15 protein-coding genes are annotated in these 18,432 nt (G+C 70.8%); 9 read left to right on the top strand and 6 right to left on the bottom strand.

Annotated elements, in window-relative coordinates; translation table 11 throughout:
• Window positions 1-3 precede the first annotated feature (3 nt).
• Entirely contained in the window at window positions 4-1,212 is a 1,209-nt protein-coding gene (gene metK, locus ACZ6MZ_RS29985; protein ID WP_389787387.1) for a methionine adenosyltransferase, read from the top strand.
• Window positions 1,213-1,313: 101 nt separating this feature from the next.
• Here the strand turns inward: metK and ACZ6MZ_RS29980 are convergent, their stop codons facing one another.
• The 4 genes from ACZ6MZ_RS29980 to ACZ6MZ_RS29965 all read right to left on the bottom strand — a co-directional run bounded on the left by ACZ6MZ_RS29980 (window position 1,314) and on the right by ACZ6MZ_RS29965 (window position 6,571).
• Window positions 1,314-2,477 carry a hypothetical protein gene (locus ACZ6MZ_RS29980; RefSeq protein ID WP_469355489.1) on the bottom strand — a complete coding sequence of 388 codons (1,164 nt, stop codon included), beginning with the start codon at window positions 2,475-2,477 and terminating at the stop codon, window positions 1,314-1,316.
• A complete protein-coding gene (locus tag ACZ6MZ_RS29975) occupies window positions 2,474-4,483 on the bottom strand; it encodes a hypothetical protein (protein WP_469355487.1) in 2,010 nt (669 codons plus the stop codon). The genes ACZ6MZ_RS29980 and ACZ6MZ_RS29975 overlap by 4 nt, the downstream gene beginning before the upstream one ends.
• Window positions 4,480-5,226: a toll/interleukin-1 receptor domain-containing protein gene (locus ACZ6MZ_RS29970; protein ID WP_469355485.1), complete on the bottom strand. Its 747-nt coding sequence runs from the start codon at window positions 5,224-5,226 to the stop codon at window positions 4,480-4,482. Before ACZ6MZ_RS29970 ends, ACZ6MZ_RS29975 begins: the two co-directional genes overlap by 4 nt.
• A gap of 82 nt (window positions 5,227-5,308) precedes the next feature.
• A complete protein-coding gene (locus ACZ6MZ_RS29965; protein WP_469355483.1) occupies window positions 5,309-6,571 on the bottom strand; it encodes a helix-turn-helix domain-containing protein in 1,263 nt (420 codons plus the stop codon).
• Between the two features lie 257 nt (window positions 6,572-6,828).
• Here ACZ6MZ_RS29965 and ACZ6MZ_RS29960 point away from each other — a divergent pair, with 257 nt between their 5' ends.
• On the top strand, window positions 6,829-8,973 hold the full coding sequence (locus ACZ6MZ_RS29960; protein ID WP_469355481.1) for a primosomal protein N': 2,145 nt from the start codon (window positions 6,829-6,831) through the stop codon (window positions 8,971-8,973).
• A 245-nt stretch (window positions 8,974-9,218) separates the two neighbouring features.
• Here ACZ6MZ_RS29960 and ACZ6MZ_RS29955 read toward each other — a convergent pair whose 3' ends face one another.
• Entirely contained in the window at window positions 9,219-9,770 is a 552-nt protein-coding gene (locus tag ACZ6MZ_RS29955) for a hypothetical protein (protein WP_384330242.1), read from the bottom strand.
• 271 nt (window positions 9,771-10,041) lie between these two features.
• Between ACZ6MZ_RS29955 and fmt the strand changes: the two genes are divergently transcribed.
• The 6 genes from fmt (at window position 10,042) to ACZ6MZ_RS29925 (ending at window position 17,171) form a co-directional block, all read left to right on the top strand.
• The gene (gene fmt / locus ACZ6MZ_RS29950) at window positions 10,042-10,986 is read left to right on the top strand and encodes a methionyl-tRNA formyltransferase (RefSeq protein WP_389787392.1); all 945 of its coding nucleotides are present in this window, start codon (window positions 10,042-10,044) and stop codon (window positions 10,984-10,986) included.
• A 32-nt stretch (window positions 10,987-11,018) separates the two neighbouring features.
• Entirely contained in the window at window positions 11,019-12,452 is a 1,434-nt protein-coding gene (locus tag ACZ6MZ_RS29945) for an RsmB/NOP family class I SAM-dependent RNA methyltransferase (protein WP_469355479.1), read from the top strand.
• Window positions 12,453-12,642: 190 nt separating this feature from the next.
• Window positions 12,643-13,326, top strand: a complete 684-nt coding sequence (gene rpe / locus ACZ6MZ_RS29940; protein WP_389787397.1) for a ribulose-phosphate 3-epimerase — start codon at window positions 12,643-12,645, stop codon at window positions 13,324-13,326.
• A 181-nt stretch (window positions 13,327-13,507) separates the two neighbouring features.
• Entirely contained in the window at window positions 13,508-14,524 is a 1,017-nt protein-coding gene (locus ACZ6MZ_RS29935; RefSeq protein ID WP_469355538.1) for a sugar-binding transcriptional regulator, read from the top strand.
• Window positions 14,525-14,721: 197 nt separating this feature from the next.
• Window positions 14,722-16,185 carry a GuaB1 family IMP dehydrogenase-related protein gene (locus tag ACZ6MZ_RS29930; RefSeq protein ID WP_389787448.1) on the top strand — a complete coding sequence of 488 codons (1,464 nt, stop codon included), beginning with the start codon at window positions 14,722-14,724 and terminating at the stop codon, window positions 16,183-16,185.
• A 110-nt stretch (window positions 16,186-16,295) separates the two neighbouring features.
• Complete coding sequence (locus ACZ6MZ_RS29925) at window positions 16,296-17,171, top strand: RNA polymerase sigma factor SigF (protein WP_384193291.1); 876 nt, start codon at window positions 16,296-16,298, stop codon at window positions 17,169-17,171.
• A gap of 66 nt (window positions 17,172-17,237) precedes the next feature.
• On the opposite strand, the gene ACZ6MZ_RS29920 is transcribed toward ACZ6MZ_RS29925, so the two are convergent.
• Window positions 17,238-17,642, bottom strand: coding sequence for an ATP-binding protein (locus tag ACZ6MZ_RS29920; RefSeq protein WP_469355477.1), 405 nt, complete (start codon window positions 17,640-17,642; stop codon window positions 17,238-17,240).
• A 139-nt stretch (window positions 17,643-17,781) separates the two neighbouring features.
• On the opposite strand from ACZ6MZ_RS29920, the gene ACZ6MZ_RS29915 reads away from it, so the two are divergent.
• The gene (locus ACZ6MZ_RS29915; RefSeq protein ID WP_384188678.1) at window positions 17,782-18,237 is read left to right on the top strand and encodes an Lrp/AsnC family transcriptional regulator; all 456 of its coding nucleotides are present in this window, start codon (window positions 17,782-17,784) and stop codon (window positions 18,235-18,237) included.
• Window positions 18,238-18,432 lie beyond the last annotated feature (195 nt).

The following is an 18,432-nucleotide window of genomic DNA, read 5'->3' as shown; positions in this document are numbered from 1 at the left end:
GATGTGTCCCGCCGTCTGTTCACCTCGGAGTCAGTGACCGAAGGTCACCCCGACAAGATCGCTGACCAGATCAGCGACACCATTCTTGACGCGCTCCTGCAGGAGGACCCGTCCTCCCGGGTCGCCGTGGAGACCTTGATCACCACCGGCCTGGTGCATGTGGCCGGCGAAGTGACCACCAAGGCCTACGCCCCGATCGCGCAGCTCGTGCGGAACAAGATCCTGGAGATCGGCTACGACTCCTCGAAGAAGGGCTTCGACGGCGCCTCCTGCGGCGTTTCGGTGTCCATCGGCGCCCAGTCGCCCGACATCGCGCAGGGCGTCGACACGGCGTACGAGCAGCGCGTCGAGGGCGACGAGGACGAGCTGGACAAGCAGGGCGCCGGCGACCAGGGCCTGATGTTCGGCTACGCCTGCGACGAGACGCCCGAGCTGATGCCGCTCCCGATCCACCTCGCGCACCGGCTCTCGCGCCGCCTCTCCGAGGTCCGCAAGAACGGGACCATCCCGTACCTGCGCCCCGACGGCAAGACGCAGGTCACCATCGAGTACGACGGCGACAAGGCCGTCCGCCTCGACACGGTCGTCGTCTCCTCGCAGCACGCGTCGGACATCGACCTGGACTCGCTGCTCGCCCCCGACGTCCGTGAGTTCGTCGTGGAGCACGTCCTCAAGGAGCTCGTCGACGACGGCATCAAGCTGGAGACCGACGGCTACCGCCTGCTGGTCAACCCGACCGGCCGCTTCGAGATCGGCGGCCCGATGGGCGACGCCGGTCTGACCGGCCGCAAGATCATCATCGACACCTACGGCGGCATGGCCCGCCACGGCGGCGGCGCCTTCTCCGGCAAGGACCCGTCCAAGGTCGACCGCTCCGCCGCGTACGCCATGCGCTGGGTCGCCAAGAACGTCGTGGCCGCCGGCCTCGCCTCGCGCTGCGAGGTCCAGGTCGCGTACGCGATCGGCAAGGCCGAGCCGGTCGGTCTCTTCGTCGAGACCTTCGGCACCGCCAAGGTCGACACCGAAAAGATCGAGCAGGCCATCGCCTCGGTCTTCGACCTCCGCCCGGCCGCGATCATCCGCGACCTCGACCTGCTCCGCCCGATCTACGCCCAGACGGCGGCATACGGCCACTTCGGCCGCGAACTCCCGGACTTCACCTGGGAGCGCACCGACCGAGTAGACGCCCTCCGCAAGGCCGCAGGCGTCTGACCCACCCCACACCGCTCACCAGAACGGCCCCGGACCGCACGACGGTCCGGGGCCGTTCTGTATGCGCCTGGTACACCGTGAGACGTCAGGGGTGCGTGACGTCAGGAGTGAACGATGGAATCCGGCGGTGTCACGACGTCCGGGCCCGCACCGTTCATTCCTGAAGACACGGGATCCGGACTGCCGGCCGGCTCCGCTGGAACGTCGACGAGCCGCCGGATTTCCGCGGCCTGATCCTCGTCGCGGTGGTCGAGTGTCGACGCCACGTACTCGGCGAGCAGAGCGCTCTCGCTGTCCTCGGGCGAGAGCCCGGCTGCCTGCAGGAGGTGTGAGAACGCGCGACCGACTTCCCCTTCCGCAGGTGGAGTCGGTGCGTAGGCGGCCGTGTGAGGATCCCAGCCCGGCACGTGCGGTCCCGGACGGTATGGGGGGTCCGCGGCCGGCGGATCTCCTGGGTCCTGCCCGGGAAACGGTGACGGCACCAGATGCCGAAGACGTTCAGTGATGTCCTCGTTGTTGGCCGCCGAGGTGAGCTGGGCCAGTAGACCGAGGTCCTTGACGGTTTTGTCGATCCGGTCATCGTTCCTGTGCAGCCACCACACGACCGCACTACCGGTGCTCCGGAGCACATCGCCGCCCAGGTAGGCCCGGCGGCTCTGTTCGTACTTGCGCTCGTGTTCCCACACCGCCTCGTCCTTACGCACCGCGGCGAGTTTGGCGAGTCGTACGTGATCCTGCTCCGAGAGCGTGAGAGTGACCTCCAGGGCCATGGCCTGCACCCTGCCGGCGGCGTCCTCATGCATGGTGGCAAGAGTCCCGTTGAGCTCGTGCTGCACCAGAGAACCGCGGGCGGGATGGCGGACTGCCGTGATGCGCGCCGCCCGTTCCAAGACGGCTTCTACCGCAAGTCCGCTCTGGCTGATGGGCGGGGATCCGGCCGGAGCTGCCACCGGGCACCAGCGCACCGTTGCGGAAAGGAGGAAGTCGTAGTCATCCAGCTGGCTGGGCAGTGCGACGTCAGTGATACGCAGTTCACGGCGTTCCACGGGAGGTAACGGCCTGTCGGGCTCTTGAAGGTACTGCGGCGGGAACGGATCCTGACGCCGCGCCGCGAGGCGTACCGCGACCACGGGGGCGGCAAGGAGCGCGAAGGCCGCCGCCGGCCATGCCCACAACGGCCAGCGCGTGGAGAAGCCGACAATGGTAAGGATCAGCCCGCAGATAAGGGTGAGAAAGACCGTCACGGTCTTGTGGCCGGAACTCATGGCGTTGTTGTCTCCCGCGCGAAGGGGGCCTGGACTCGTTGGGCTGCGCTGATCTTCTGGAAGAGACGGGCGGGCAGCCCCTTGGCGCGGGCGTCCTGGACAGGTTGCCCTGCCGCCCAGCCGCGGCCCGTGCGATACAACAGCCCGAGATGGTCGCCGCGTTTTCGGCATGCGGCGACCAGGACGTCGAGGAACAGGTCCTCGACGGGGGACTGTGCACAGGCTGCGCTCAGCCAGGCGTGTGCGGGGGCGATCCACCGCTCGGCAGGCAGCCTGCCGAACATGGTGGCCCACCCGACCGCGAGATCCTTCCGCACCGTCCACTCGGCGATCAGGGGTCGGGAACGGGTTCCAGGATCGCCGAGTCCCCCTGGGACGCTGAATGCGAGGAAGAGGTCCATGTCCGCCGCCAGGTGGGTCTCGGCGCTCCTTCCGTGGGCGGCGGTGAAGGTGGTCACGAGGCGGGCCAGCATGCGGCGGCGGAGCCGGTGGTCCTCGTCCACCAGCCGAAGCAGGGCATCGCGCGCCAGGCTGCCAGGGTTCTCACGGCGAGCCAGATGATGGAGGCGTACCAATGCCGCGTGGGGATGGCGGACGGCCATGTCCTCATGACAGACGGCGACGAGCACGCGTCGTAGCTCAGGAGAAGGCCCCTGGCCTATCGACCAATCGTAGATACGACTGCGGAACTTCTTGCCGAACTCACGACTGTGGAGTCCGTGTCTGAGGGCGTGCACAGCCGCTCGCTGACTGCTCGGTATGCGGGCCCAGCGCTCCGCGAGGGTGAGCAGGTCGTCGGGGCGGCGGCAGGCGAAGCACTGCTCCGCGAACCGCTGGACCAGTGCGTCCCGGTCGCAGTCGTCCAGTTCCGGCAAGTTCACGATCTTGCCGACCCATTCCCGCAAGGCCTCCCGCAGGTCGGGAAGGTCGTTCCACACTCGAGTCCGGACAGCGGCATCGAGCTCGAGTCCCGAAAAGGTGACTCGCCCCTTGGAGTCGGCCCGGGCCTCGATGTCTTCCAAACGTTCGGACAGCGGCCTGTGTTGCAGAGCCGGTCGAGTCGGCGCCGTCGGATCCACGGCGCTGAGCAGGAGAGCAGCTGCCCGGTGTACGGCGTCGCCGCGAGCCTCATGCAGCATCGCCGCCGCCACCAGAAGGGCCCGTGGGGCTCCTTTTCGTACGGAACGCAGCAGCGACGCGGCATGTTCGGGCTGCCCTCGGAGGGCGTCGAGGGCGCGGGCACACCAGGCATCGAACGAGCCGCCGTCGGCCGCCGTCCGGCACAGGTATTGGGCAAAGGTGGCGACCTCGGTGAGTGTGCGCCCGCCGGCCAGGAAGCCCTTCAGCACATCGGGGACAGACTCCAAAAGCGTGGGGTCGAGTCCTTCCAACCGCAGGTGGCGCTTGATGATGTCGAGTTCCAGGAGCGGGGGCCGTGAAATGACGCATCGCAGATCCGCCAGCTCGGAGGTGAGGAGGTGTCCGACCCCGCGCGGCAGAACCACCACCAGACCGGCGTGCCGGTCCCGGACCGACGCTCGGTACGACGAAAGTTCTGCCTGAATGCCAAGCCAGCGCCGGTCGTCCTCCCCGGACAGGTCCAACAGCAGCCGGCCCTCATCCTCGATCAGTTCAGGGTCGAGGAGGCGGGAGGAATCCTCATTGTCCTTTTCGGGCAGAAGCTCACGCATCGTGCCGCGGCTATGCGGAAGCCGGTGGAGCAGCACCCTGGCTGCCGCGTTCCGTCCCTCTCCGGCTTTCCCGTCCAGCAGAACCGTGCCGCGCTCCTCCAGCTTCGCGACTGCGTCAGCGAAGCCGTCCGGAGCTTGGAAGCGCCTCTGTAGCCAGAGAAGTTCTTCTTCCGCGACGGCGCGCGGTGTCTTGCCCTCGGAGTTCTTCGACAGTGACGCTTCAGCCACGTACTGGTTGTAGATGTACTGGCTACCGGAACCCGTATGGGTGCCGGACCTCACCTCGCCGATCTGTGTCGTCGGCGCCTCGTTCATCGAGCGTCGTCCCGGCGTCGGGGTTCTGTGCCGAATGTGCGGCGGTTGCCGCCGCCATGCTGGTCTCCGGCCACATACGACGAGCCGTCGCCCGTCAGATGCGGGGCATGGTGGTGCTGGTCGCCCGGCCCGGTGTGCAGCGGGCCGTGGGCCTCTCTGATGATGGTGCCGCCGACGTCACCGGAGATGTCCCGGGCCTGAACCGCGGTGCCTCCGCTCACCGCGCCCATGGAGTAGTGAGTGGAGCCGGGTTCTGGCTGCTCCTGGGGCTGTGCTGCCTTTTCCGCTTCGGCCAGCGCCGGTATTTCCTCGGCGAGGAAGTCGCCGAGGCGGAGCAGGTCGTACTCCGAGTTCTGGGTGTCGTAACGGATTGACTGGCACCGTGCGAGTTTGCGCAGTGCGGACGGCAGCCCTGCTGGCTGCAGCCGTTTGGTCTCTCGGCCCACGAGGACGGGCACCACGGTAATGGCGCAGCGAAACGCCTCCAGGATCTCCTTGCGCACCCAGTCGTCACGGTCGTGCAGCCGGGGCGACTCGGCCCAGTGTGTTCCGATCACCGCGATGAGTACGGAGCTGGTCCTGACGCTTGCCAGCAGCTTGTCGTCGAACAACTGCCCGGGACGGATGGACGGGCTGGCCCGGAAGATCCGCCCCTCCCCGAAGCGCTGGGTGAGGTTCTGTTCGAGGGCGACGGCGGTTTCTTCTCCGTCGCCCGTGCGGTAGTTGATGAAGACGTCGGTCATAACGTGCTGTCCTTTCGACAGATGAGCGGGGCCTGGAAGCGAATCCACGGACAACGGCATCCGTGTCCGATGTTCGCCGGAGCTACAGGACTTGTGCGGTAGGAGAGAGCGCGAAGGCCAGCAGAGGGGCCAGTTCCTGTACAGCCGGATTCTTCGGGTGGCGGCCCAGCGTCCGCGAGAGCCTGCGGAGATCCAGGGCGATGGTCGCGGATCCGACAGTGTGAGCCGCGCTCAGCAGACCGCGGGCCAGCTCGCACGCATGGTCGATCTCTCCGGCCAGCGCGTGGGCGAGGGCTCGGCGCGCACCGTAGCGAGCGTGGGTCCGCATCGCCTTGGCGGGTATCCGTCCGATCTCTTCGTCCAGGATCTTCGCGGACTGTCGTGGCTTACCCAGATCGAGCAGGCACCATCCGGTAATCATCGCTACCGGATCCGTGAGATGGGTCGTGCCGAGTACCGGGCCCGCACCGTCGTTGGCACCCTGGGCTAGCAGACCGCGCGCACGGTCCAGCTCGCGCAGACACGCGGCCTGATCCCCGGCGAGCGCATGCCCCTGGGCTTCACGCTGAGCCGCGAGACCAAGAATGCGGCGCGGCAGCCGACGCGACCGGGCACCCTGGGCGAGTGCCACGGTTCCGGCCGCGTCGCCCCGGTAGTAGGCGACGAGTCCTCGGCGTACCAGGGCGTATGAGGCGAGGCTCTCGTCGCCGGTTGCGGCGGCGAGTTCCACCGCGTAGTCCGTCCACCGCAGGGCGGCTTGTTCCTCACCGGCTTCTTGGGCCATCCACCCGGCGAATTCGGCATACCGAGCGGACAGTGTGAGCAGTCCGTGCCCTGTACGAGGACCGCTCCGGGCGGCCAGCGCTCGCAAGGCACGGGTCTGTTCCGCCAGCGCCGGCAGAACCGCGCCCGGCGGTGCGGTCTGTCCGAGTCGGCGGAACTGGTCGAACAGCGCGCTGGAGGCATCGAGCAGAGTGCCGTCGGCCAGGGAAGCGACAGGAGGCTGATTGTTGGGGACCGCCACCCCGAGCACGGATGCTGCGCCCGCGGTCAGCACCTGCCGTCGTCGAGGAGGATCCCACCGTGAAGATGTGGTCCGTGCGTCAGGTGAGGGCCCTTCGCTGCGGGGGCGGTCCGGCACGAGGGCGATCAGAGCGCCGCTGTTGTCCAGTGCCGCGTCACAGAGACGGGCCAGCTCCGAGGTAGGGCGCTTGTGCCCTGTCTCCACCTTGCTGAGCTGGCCTTTGCTGTAGTGGACGAGTGAGGACAGCTCGGCAAGTGTCATTCCGGCCGCTAAGCGCGCCCGTCGAAGTTCGCTGCCGAACGTGGATGGCTGTTCCAGCATGCTCTCCCCCTGATGCTGTTCACGGTCGGCTCCGTGGGCCGCCCGTCGATGCGTGCCAGCGTCGTCCCGGCAAGTTCACACGTGCAAGGCGGTCGGTGGAGTTTCCCGTTTCCGGTTCTGGAGGCAACCGGATCCGGCTGTACCTGTCGAGACAGCCATATCGGCCACTTGCGGCCGACGGCAGTCGGGAGGGGCCCGGAGTGGGCGAGCGGCTGTGGGTAGTGGTGGTGTCAGTGCGGTCTGGTAGGTATGAAGCTGTGAGCAGCGATGACAGGCAGTCTGAGGATCCCGGGGGTGGGGGGCCTGAGCAGCTTGCGCTTATTCGGGAGAGTGTGCGGAAGGCCAAGGTGCCGCGGGCGAAGCCGCGGACGTGGCGGGGGGCCGCGTTGGCCGGGGAGTTGCCGGTTGCGCGGGTGGTGGTCAACAAGGGGGTGCTGCATCTTGATCAGTTCTTCGACTACGCCGTGCCGGAGGAGCTGGACGAGGTGGCGCAGCCGGGGGTGCGGGTGCGGGTGCGGTTCGGGGCCGGGGCGCATCAGGTGCGGGGTGGGCGGCGTGAGGGCGGGCGGCTGATCGACGGGTTCGTCGTCGAGCGGCGGGCCGATTCCGACTATTCCGGGCCGCTCGCGGCGCTCGCCGATGTGGTGTCGCCGGAGCCCGTGCTCAGCGCCGAGCTGCTCGGGCTCGCGCGGGCCGTCGCCGACCGCTATGCCGGGAGCCTCGCGGACGTCCTGCAGCTCGCGGTCCCGCCGAGGAACGCGCGCGCCGAGTCGAAGCCCTCCCCGGAGCCGCTGCCGTCGCCGGCCGCGCCGGAGGCGGGGACGTGGGAGCGGTACGTGAAGGGGGCCGCGTTCCTGGACGCGCTGGCCGGGGGTGGCGCGCCGCGGGCCGTATGGACCGCGCTGCCCGGACCCCACTGGGCGCAGGAGCTGGCGCGGGCGGTGGCGGCGACGCTGGCATCGGGCCGGGGGGCGCTCGTCGTCGTACCGGACGGGCGGGTCGCGGCGCGGGTCGACACCGCGCTCACGGCGCTGCTCGGCGAGGGCCGGCACGCGCTGCTCACGGCGGAGGCGGGGCCGGAGAAGCGGTACCGGGAGTGGCTCGCCGTACGGCGCGGTTCGGTGCGGGCGGTGGTCGGTACCCGCGCGGCCATGTTCGCGCCGGTACGGGACCTGGGACTCGTCGCCATCTGGGACGACGGGGACGGCAGCCACAGCGAGCAGCACGCCCCCCAGCCGCACGCCCGCGAGGTGCTGCTCCTGCGCGCCGCCCACGACAAGTGCGCTTTCCTGCTGGGCAGTACGGGATGCACGGTCGAGGCGGCCCAGCTGGTGGAGACGGGGTGGGCGTTGCCCCTGGCGGCGGGCCGCGAGCAGGTGCGTACGGCCGCGCCGCTGGTCCGTACCGTCGGCGACGGTGAGCTGGCCCGGGACGAGGCGGCGCGCGTGGCCCGGCTGCCCAGTCTCGCCTGGCAGGCCGTCAGGGAAGGACTGAAGACCGGTCCGGTGCTGGTGCAGGTGCCCCGGCGCGGCTATGTGCCCAAGCTGGCCTGCGAACGCTGCCGTACGCCGGCCCGGTGCCGCCACTGCGCGGGCCCGCTGGAGGCTCCGCAGGAACGTGAGCTGCACTGCGCGTGGTGCGGCCGTGACGAGCCGGGCTGGCAGTGCGTGGAGTGCGGGAACACCCGGCTGCGCGCGCAGATCGTCGGAGCGCGGCGGACGGCGGAGGAGCTGGGCCGGGCGTTCCCGGCCGTCCCGGTCCGTACCTCGGGCCGGGACCATGTGCTCGATTCCGTGCCGGGCCGCCCGGCGCTCGTGGTCAGCACCCCCGGGGCCGAGCCGGTGGCGGAGGGCGGTTACGCGGCCGCCCTGCTGCTGGACGGCTGGGCGATGCTCGGGCGGCCGGATCTGCGGGCGGGCGAGGAGGCCCTGCGGCGCTGGATGCAGGCGAGCTCCCTGGTGCGCGGGCAGAGCGAGGGCGGCACGGTGGTCGTGGTGGCCGAGCCGACACTGCGGCCGGTGCAGGCACTGGTGCGCTGGGATCCGGTGGGCCACGCGCAGCGCGAGCTGGCGGAGCGGGCCGAGCTGGGGTTTCCGCCGGTGTCACGGATGGCGGCGGTGACCGGCCGGGCGGAGGCGGTGGGCGTCTTCCTTGCGGCCGCCGAACTGCCGGGCGACGCCGAGGTGCTGGGCCCCGTACCGCTGCCGCTCACGGATCCGGGCAGGCCGCGCAGACCCGGCGACCCCCCGCCGGGGGAGCGCTGGGAGCGGGCCTTGCTGCGGGTGCCACCGGGCAGTGGCGCCGCGCTGGCCGGCGCGCTGAAGGCGGCGCAGGCAGCACGGCTGGCCCGGGGCGGCGGCGATCCGGTACGGGTCAGGATCGATCCACCGGACATCGGCTGACGGCGCGGCGAACCCGGCTGTTTGCGTACCGGGTGGGGGAAGGCCCGTTCGCCCCCCGGGCATAGGTGGCCCGGGGGCGGTGCGGCCGTGCGGCTGCCGGCCACACCGCCCCGTCCTTCGTCCGCACGAGCAACGCCGGGCGGGGCCGGTGTGTGGAGTGGCCCCGGTGCCCTCGCCGCGCGTACGGCCGGTCATGTCCCGCACAGGGCCGTCCCCCGGCCCGGCCCCGGCTCCTCCTCCCGGGATCAGCCGCCACGTGGGCCGGGGAAGGCGCCCGGGCGGGTTTCCTCGCGGAGGGAGTGGGTGCTCGCCGTCGGCTGCGGGGGCATCGACCGCGCGGCGGGGACCGCGGGTACGGCGCCCGGTACGGCCTGCAGGGGCGGGCGGGGCGCGGTGGGGTCCTGCGGCGGGCGGTCCGCCTCGACCGCGGCGGGCTGCTGCTGTGCCGCGGCCCGCCGGGTGCCGTAACGGCGGTGGACCGCCTGCTTGGTGACACCCAGCGCCGAACCCACCGCGTCCCACGAGAAGCCCAGCGAGCGGTCGAAGTCCACGGCCGCGGTCACCAGGGTCTCGACGCTGTCCCTCAGCTCCTGCGCGAGACGGACGGTCGGAGCGGGGGCCCTGCCGTAGACGACGAAGCCCGTGGACGGGCCTGAGCGGCGCGGGCGGTAGACATTGCCCAGCTGGGCGGTGAGGGTGCGCAGCGCGTCCACCTGCCGTCGGACCCGCTCGATGTCCCGCACCAACAGGTGCAGACTTGCCCGGGCTTGTGCGTCGTGGGTTGCGTGGTCGGCCATGAACAAGCCTCTCGAACCGGCGTTGAAAAGGATCCGGGCCGCACCGGTGCGGCCCGTGTTGGTCAATCTCCCTTGACAACGCGCCACCCGGCGTTGTGGTCACGCTGTGGGGGCGTATCCGCATATGTGCGGGGGCGCGCGGGCCGTCGTACGCCCCCCGTGGCGCGGGCCCATAGACTGGTGCGCTGCTCGATCACCGCGCGCACCGGCCCGAGATCACGCACCGGATCACGCACCGGTCCTCACCAGTCCGAGAGGCAGTCAGCCACCGATGAAGCTCGTCTTCGCCGGCACCCCCGAGGTCGCCGTACCCGCCCTGGACGCACTCATCGCCTCCGACCGGCATGACGTCGTCGCCGTCGTGACCAGGCCCGACGCGCCCGCGGGACGCGGCCGCAGGCTGGTCGCCAGCCCCGTCGCCCAGCGCGCGGAGGAGGCCGGCATCGAGGTGCTCAAGCCGGCCAAGCCGCGTGACGAGGACTTTCTCGCGCGGCTGCGGGAGATCGGTCCCGACTGCTGCCCGGTCGTCGCGTACGGCGCCCTGCTGCCCAAGGTCGCCCTCGGCGTACCGGTCCACGGCTGGGTGAATCTGCACTTCTCGCTGTTGCCGGCCTGGCGCGGCGCGGCGCCCGTCCAGCACGCGGTCATGGCGGGCGACGAGATGACCGGCGCGGCCACCTTCCAGATCGAGGAGGGCCTCGACTCCGGGCCGGTGTACGGCGTGATCACCGAGCATGTACGGCCCACCGACACCAGCGGTGATCTGCTGACCCGGCTCGCCTTCGCCGGCGCCGGCCTGCTCTCCGCGACCATGGACGGGATCGAGGACGGCACCCTCAAGCCCGTACCGCAGCCCGCCGAGGGCATCTCCCTCGCCCCCAAGATCTCCGTCGAGGACGCACAGGTGGAGTGGGCGGCGCCGGCGCTGCGCGTCGACCGCGTGGTCCGCGCCTGCACACCCGCGCCCGGCGCCTGGACCGTCTTCCGCGGCGAGCGGCTCAAGCTGGTGCATCTGGGGCTGCTGCCCGGGCGTACGGAACTGGCGCCCGGGGAGCTGGCCGTCGGCAAGAACAATGTCTACGCGGGCACCGGTTCGCACGACGTCGAGCTGCTCTGGGTCCAGCCGCAGGGCAAGAAGCCGATGCGCGCCGCCGACTGGGCGCGCGGGGTGCGGATCGCCCCGGGCGAACGGCTCGGCGCGGCGCACGTAGGCTGAGAGGGATCGACTCTTCTCACCGCGGAGCACCTTTGAACGAGCAGGCCCATCGCCGTCCCCCCAAGCCGTACCGCCGCCCCAAGAAGGATCCCGTGCGGATCCTCGCCTTCGAGGCGCTCAGGGCCGTCGACGAGCGGGACGCGTACGCGAACCTCGTCCTGCCCCCGCTGCTGAAGAAGGCCCGCGAGGACAGCGCCTTCGAGGCGCGCGACGCCGCGCTCGCCACCGAGCTGGTGTACGGGACGCTGCGCCGCCAGGGCACGTACGACGCGATCATCTCGGCGTGCATCGACCGGCCGCTGCGCGAGGTCGACCCGCCGGTGCTGGATGTGCTCGCGCTCGGCGCGCACCAGCTGCTCGGGACGCGGATCCCGACCCACGCGGCGGTCTCCGCGAGTGTGGAGCTGGCCCGGGTGGTGCTCGGCGACGGCCGCGCCAGGTTCGTCAACGCCGTGCTGCGGAAGATCGCGCAGGACGATCTGGACACCTGGCTGGAGCGGGTCGCTCCGCCGTACGACGAGGACGCCGAGGACCATCTCGCGGTCGTCCACTCGCATCCGCGCTGGGTGGTCTCCGCCCTCTGGGACGCGCTGGGCGGCGGCCGCGCCGGTATCGAGGATCTCCTCGAAGCCGACAACGAACGGCCCGAGGTGACGCTGGTCGCCCGTCCCGGCCGCTCGACCACCGATGAGCTGATGGAGGTGCTCGGCGAGGACGCCGGGACGCCGGGCCGCTGGTCGCCCTATGCCGTACGGCTCACCGAGGGCGGCGAACCGGGCGCGCTCGACGCCGTACGCGACGGGCGGGCCGGCGTCCAGGACGAGGGCAGTCAGCTGGTCGCGGTCGCCGTCGCCAACGCACCGGTGGACGGCTCCGACGCCCGCTGGCTCGACGGCTGCGCGGGGCCCGGCGGCAAGGCGGCGCTGATGGCCGCGCTGGCCGCCGAACGCGGCGCGTTCCTGCTCGCCGCGGAGAAGCAGCCGCACCGGGCGCGGCTCGTCGAACGCGCGCTCGCCGGGAACCCCGGCCCGTACCAGGTGATCACCGCGGACGGCACCCGGCCGCCGTGGGTTCCCGGCTCCTTCGACCGGGTCCTGGTCGATGTCCCCTGCTCGGGCCTCGGCGCACTGCGGCGCAGGCCGGAGGCGCGCTGGCGGCGGCGCGCGGCGGACCTGGAGGGCTTCGCGCCCCTTCAGCGCGCCCTGCTGCGCGAGGCGTTCGGCGCGGTACGGGTCGGCGGCGTCGTCGGGTACGCGACCTGCTCCCCGCATCTCGCCGAGACCCGGGTGGTCGTGGAGGACGTCCTCAAGGGGCGCGGCGGCCCTGCCGTCGAGGCGGAGTGGATCGACGCCAGGCCGCTGATGCCGGGCGTACCGGCGCTGGGGGACGGCCCGGACGTCCAGCTGTGGCCGCATCTGCACGGCACGGACGCCATGTACCTGGCCCTGCTGCGCCGTACCGCCTGAGAAGCGCCGGCCGGCCGACGGCCGTGGCGACCAGCACGGGGTACGGCCGACGGCCGCGTGCCGCCGGCCTCGCTGAAACGCGAGGATTGCGCGGACTGTGCCGTTCCCGTCCGGCACCGGCTCGTACAGAGGTCCGTATCCAGGCCCGGAAGAGGTCGGGAACACGTCCGGAGCATGGCAGGCTTGGCACATGGCCCAGATCAACCCCAGCATCCTGTCCGCCGACTTCTCCCGACTCGCCGAGGAGGCGAAGGCCGTCCAAGGCGCCGACTGGCTCCACGTCGATGTCATGGACAATCACTTCGTGCCCAATCTGACCCTGGGCGTGCCCGTGGTCGAAGCGCTCGGCCGGGCGACGGACATCCCGCTGGACTGCCATCTGATGATCGAGGAACCCGATCGCTGGGCCCCGCAGTTCGTCGAGGCGGGCGCCGGTTCCGTGACCTTCCACGTGGAGGCCGCGGCCGCCCCCGTACGGCTGGCGCGCGAGATCCGCGCCAAGGGCGCCAGGGCGTCCATGGCGCTGAAGCCCGCGACGCCCATCGAGCCGTACGAGGATCTGCTCCCCGAGCTCGACATGCTGCTGATCATGACGGTGGAGCCGGGCTTCGGCGGCCAGGCCTTCCTGGACATCATGCTGCCCAAGATCCGCCGCACCCGGGAGCTGATCTCCAAGCACGGCCTCGAGCTGTGGCTCCAGGTCGACGGCGGGGTCTCGGCCGCCACCATCGAGCGGTGCGCCGAGGCCGGCGCCGATGTCTTCGTCGCGGGATCCGCGGTGTACGGGACGGACGATCCGGCCGCGGCGGTACGGATGCTGCGCAACCAGGCGACCGAGGCGACCGCCTCCGCCCCCTGGGCGTGCGGCCACTGACGCGGCCCCCGGGCCGGTCACCGCACGGCCCCGGAACCGGTCGCTGAACCGACCCCGGGCCGGCCACCGAGCCACAGGAACATGAACGGGCCCATCAGGGCTGATCGAGGACCGTTGCATCTGACAGGATGAACAGCGAGTCCAGAGTGTGAACAGCAGTGAGGAGATCGCGGTGTCTGGTATGTCGGCAGGTCGGCCAGCCCTGCGGATGGGACCCGCGGAACTGGTGCAGGCGGCGGCCATGGCACGCCGCTTCTACCTGGAGGGCAAGTCCAAGATCCAGATCGCCGAGGAGTTCGGCGTCAGCCGCTTCAAGGTGGCGCGGGTCCTGGAGACGGCTCTCGAACGCGATCTTGTACGGATCGAGATCCGCGTCCCCGCCGAACTGGACGCGGAGCGCTCCGACGCGCTGCGCGCCCGCTACGGCCTGCGCCACGCGGTGGTCGTCGAGTCGCCCGCGGAGGGCGCGGACGAGTCGCCCGACCCGGAGAACCTGGGCGAGGTCGCCGCCGATCTGCTCGGTGAGCTGGTGGTCGAGGGCGATGTGCTGGGGCTGGCCTGGGGCCGGTCCACCATCCATATGGCGGCCGCGCTCGACCGGCTGCCGCCCTGTACGGTCGTCCAGCTCACCGGTGTGTACGACGCGGGGACCGCCGAGCGCGGCTCGGTCGAGGCGGTACGGCGTGCCGCCCAGGTGTCCGGGGGAGAGGCACACCCCATCTACGCCCCGATGCTGCTGCCCGACCCGGCGACGGCCGCCGCGCTGCGCAGCCAGACCGGTATCGCGCGCGCCTTCGAGTACTTCGACAAGGTCACCGTCGCGGCCGTCTCCATCGGTTCGTGGGAGCCGGGCATCTCCACGGTGCACGACATGCTCACCGACGAGGAGAGGGCCCACTACGCCTCGCTCGGCGTCGCCGCCGAGATGTCCGCGCATCTCTTCGACGCCGACGGCCGCCGGGTCGGCCGCGATCTGGGCGAGCGGTGCATCACGGTCGAGGCCGACCGGCTGCGCCGCATCCCGGAGGTCGTGGCCATCGCGGGCGGGCTGCGCAAGGCCGTGGCGATCGGCGCCGTCCTGCGCTCGGGCCTGGTCACCAGCCTCGTCACCGACACCGCGGCGGCGGACTTCCTGCTCACCGAGTTCACGCCCGCGCCACGGCCCGCGCTGGAGCGGTCCGACCCGGACGGGGAGTAACCCGGTCGGGGAGTAACCCGGTCGGGGAGCGTCCCGCCCGGCCGTTTGGCGGCGGGACCGCCGGGGCAGCCATGGGAGCATCGCACCAGGACACCCCTCCTGAACTGGACGTTTCTCCCCGATGGGGTACGCGGTCCGGCATGGGAGAATGAAGTACGTGCGCTTTCCCCGGCTCCACCGACCGGGGTCCGACTCCGATCGACTGGGATGTTCAGCACGTGCGTTTCCTCAATGACTTGCAGCCGCCGTACGACCTGACGTACGACGACGTCTTCATGGTGCCGAGCCGTTCGGCCGTGGGCTCCCGCCAGGCCGTGGACCTCTCCTCGCCCGACGGCACCGGGACCACCATCCCCCTGGTCGTCGCGAACATGACCGCCATCGCCGGCCGCCGGATGGCCGAGACCGTCGCCCGGCGCGGCGGCCTCGTCGTCATCCCGCAGGACATCCCGATCGAGGTCGTCACCGACGTCATCTCCTGGGTCAAGACACGCCATCTCGTGCTCGACACCCCGATCGTCCTGGCCCCGGCCCAGACCGTCGGCGACGCGTTGTCGCTGCTGCCCAAGCGGGCGCACGGCGCGGGTGTCGTGGTGGACGAGGAGAAGCGGCCCGTCGGGATCGTCACCGATCACGATCTGACCGGCGTCGACCGCTTCACCCAGCTGTCCGAGGTCATGTCCAAGGACCTGCTGCTGATCGCCGCGGACATGGACCCGCGCGAGGCGTTCACCACGCTCGACAACGCCAACCGCAAGCTCGCCCCGGCCATCGACGCCGACGGCAGGCTGGTCGGCATCCTCACCAGGAAGGGCGCGCTGCGCGCGACCCTCTACACGCCCGCCACCGACGCCCGGGGCAAGCTGCGGATCGCCGCCGCCGTCGGCATCAACGGCGATGTCGCGGGCAAGGCCAAGCAGCTCCTCGACGCGGGCGTCGACACACTCGTCGTCGACACGGCGCACGGTCACCAGGAGTCGATGATCGCCGCCATCAGGGCCGTACGGGCGCTCAGCCCGGAGGTGCCGATCGTGGCGGGCAACATCGTCGGCGCGGAGGGCGTACGCGATCTGATCGAGGCCGGCGCGGACATCATCAAGGTCGGTGTCGGGCCCGGCGCGATGTGCACCACCCGCATGATGACCGGCGTGGGCCGGCCGCAGTTCTCGGCCGTGCGGGAATGCGCCGCCGAGGCGGGGAAGTTCGGCAAGCACGTGTGGGCCGACGGCGGAGTCCGGCACCCGCGCGATGTCGCCATGGCCCTCGCCGCCGGCGCCTCCAATGTCATGATCGGCTCCTGGTTCGCCGGTACGTACGAGTCCCCGGGCGACCTTCAGGAGGCTGCCGACGGACGGCTGTACAAGGAGTCGTTCGGCATGGCCTCCGCGCGCGCCGTACGGAACCGTACGAGCGAGGAGTCGGCGTACGACCGGGCCCGCAAAGGGCTGTTCGAGGAGGGCATCTCGACATCGCGGATGTTCCTCGACCCGTCGCGTCCCGGTGTCGAGGATCTGATCGACTCGATCATCGCGGGGGTGCGCTCCTCCTGCACCTACGCCGGTGCGAACTCCCTGGAGGAGTTCGCGGAGAAAGCGATCGTCGGCGTCCAGAGCGCCGCCGGCTACGCCGAGGGAAAGCCCCTGCACGCCAGTTGGAGCTAGAGCTCCTCCCGGCTACCCTGCGGCATATCTCAATCTGGAATCAACAGGCATGAGTGCGTCAGGACGGGGTATCCGGGTCCTGCACTGATCACGGAGCAGGGGAGGACGAAGTGTCCATCGCGAGCACGGTCCCGACCGAACGTACGCGGTACGGAATCCGGTGGCGGGCCGACGCGGCCGAGCTGGACCTTCCGTACGTGGAGAGCCCCGGGGATGTGGCACCCAAGGACGCACGGGAAATCTCGAAGCTCTTCTTCGTCCGGCTGACCCAGCTGGACGAAGGCACGCACGAGTACCAGTACGTGCGCAACACGCTGATCGAGCTGAATGTCGCGCTGGTCCGCTACGCGGCCACGCGCTTCCGGAACCGCGCGGACCAGATGGAGGACATCGTCCAGGTCGGCACCATCGGCCTGATCAAGGCGATCGACCGCTTCGAACTCAGCCGCGAGGTGGAGTTCGCGACCTTCGCCGTCCCGTACATCGTCGGCGAGATCAAGCGGTTCTTCCGGGACACCAGCTGGGCCGTGCACGTACCGCGCCGGCTCCAGGAGCTGCGGATCGACCTGGCCAAGGCGACCGACGAGCTGTCCCAGCGCCTCGACCGCGCGCCCACCACGGCCGAACTGGCCGGGCATCTCGGTCTGGACGAGGACGAGATCATCGAGGGGATCGTCGCGAGCAACGGCTACACGGCCGGCTCGATCGACATGCCGACCGACGACGCGGCGGAAGCCTCCGCCCCGCTCTCCGACCGGCTCGGCGCGCCCGACGCGGGTCTGGAGACGGCGGAGAACGTCCAGGCGCTCAAGCCGCTCATCGAGGAACTCGACGAGCGGGAGCGGCAGATCCTGCGGATGCGCTTCGGCGACGAGATGACCCAGTCGGAGATCGGCGCCGAACTGGGCGTCTCCCAGATGCATGTGTCCCGGCTGCTGTCGCGGATCACCGGACGGCTGCGCGAAGGGCTGCTGGTGGTGGAGTAGGGCGGGGAGTACGGCGTTACGGAGGGGGCGGGCCCGCATCTGGGGGCCCGCCCCCTCCGTACGCCGTCAGCAGGCCGGGGCGGGGACCATGACCGCCGACCGGTGCCAGACCGCCTTCACCCGCTTGCCGTCCGGCAGCGGCGTGATCTCGACATGACCCGCGAGCCTCAGCACCATGTGCCAGCCGAATCCGCCGCCGCCCGCGAAGTCGGGCCGGCGGGCGACCGGCGGCAGCGGACTGGAGTCGTCCATCTCCACCGTCAAGGTCTCGTTTGCCGCGGTGAGATGGAGCCGCCACCACCCCGAGGTATGCCGGATGGCGTTCGTGGCGAGTTCCGAGACGACCAGCAGCACCGCGTCCAGGTCGGCCCAGGGACAGTGCTGCTTCAGGAATTCGGCGGCTGTTCCCCGGGCCGCCGCACTGTCCCGGTGCGGCGAGTCCACAACCACCACATGGGGCTCGGCACTCATCACAGGCCCGCCTACCCCATTATCCGACTTCCACCGCCACCCGGGTGGTCAGGGTCGTGTTCTACTTCCGTTACGGCCCCCCGCCGCCCCCGGACCCGCCGCCCCCGAGCGGCCACCGCAGAGAAGTGAACCACCAGCAGTGCGACTCAACGATCTCGACGAACGCATCGTCCACGCCCTCGCCGAGGACGCCCGCCGCTCCTATGCCGACATCGGCTCGCTCGTCGGCCTGTCCGCGCCCGCCGTGAAGCGGCGTGTCGACCGGCTGCGCGCCGAGGGAGCGATCACCGGCTTCACGGTACGGGTGGACCCGGCGGCGCTCGGCTGGGAGACCGAGGGCTTCATCGAGATCTACTGCAGCCGCAGAACCTCGCCCGAGGCCATTCAGCGCGGTCTGGAGCGCTACCCGGAGGTCGTGTCCGCGTCCACCGTCACCGGAGACGCGGACGCGCTCGTCCAGGTCTTCGCCGCGGACATGCGCCACTTCGAGCAGGTACTGGAACGGATCGCGGGCGAGCCCTACGTGGAGCGCACGAAGTCGGTGCTCGTGCTGTCGCCCCTGTTCAGGCGCTACTCCTCGGGCTCGCCCGGCTAAGGGCTGTCCCGTAATCCGTGGCGGGCGCACGACGACAGCTACGGCACCTCGCTGCGTTGTCGGAACGCCCGAATACATCCAGTATGCGGGCGTCCCTCCGCCTTGCGATGCACCGCATCTGACGCCGTGCGCTGATCCACCACGGATTACGGGACAGCCCTTAGGCCCTGTCCGACCTGGGACCAGCCCGGGGGG

It is taken from the genome of Streptomyces sp. NPDC042201, from assembly GCF_055582185.1.
Note: the sequence above shows the minus strand (reverse complement) of the source record. Positions and strands in the feature narration are given on the sequence as shown.

What these genes read in the sequence shown, in the direction of transcription:
- ACZ6MZ_RS29980 (WP_469355489.1), bottom strand. Translation starts at nt 2,477, where the DNA reads ATGAGTTCCGGCCACAAGACCGTGACGGTCTTTCTCACCCTTATCTGC.
- ACZ6MZ_RS29975 (WP_469355487.1), bottom strand. Translation starts at nt 4,483, where the DNA reads ATGAACGAGGCGCCGACGACACAGATCGGCGAGGTGAGGTCCGGCACC.
- ACZ6MZ_RS29970 (WP_469355485.1), bottom strand. Translation starts at nt 5,226, where the DNA reads ATGACCGACGTCTTCATCAACTACCGCACGGGCGACGGAGAAGAAACC.
- ACZ6MZ_RS29965 (WP_469355483.1), bottom strand. Translation starts at nt 6,571, where the DNA reads ATGCTGGAACAGCCATCCACGTTCGGCAGCGAACTTCGACGGGCGCGC.
- ACZ6MZ_RS29955 (WP_384330242.1), bottom strand. Translation starts at nt 9,770, where the DNA reads ATGGCCGACCACGCAACCCACGACGCACAAGCCCGGGCAAGTCTGCAC.
- fmt (WP_389787392.1), top strand. Translation starts at nt 10,042, where the DNA reads ATGAAGCTCGTCTTCGCCGGCACCCCCGAGGTCGCCGTACCCGCCCTG.
- rpe (WP_389787397.1), top strand. Translation starts at nt 12,643, where the DNA reads ATGGCCCAGATCAACCCCAGCATCCTGTCCGCCGACTTCTCCCGACTC.
- ACZ6MZ_RS29935 (WP_469355538.1), top strand. Translation starts at nt 13,508, where the DNA reads ATGTCGGCAGGTCGGCCAGCCCTGCGGATGGGACCCGCGGAACTGGTG.
- ACZ6MZ_RS29920 (WP_469355477.1), bottom strand. Translation starts at nt 17,642, where the DNA reads ATGAGTGCCGAGCCCCATGTGGTGGTTGTGGACTCGCCGCACCGGGAC.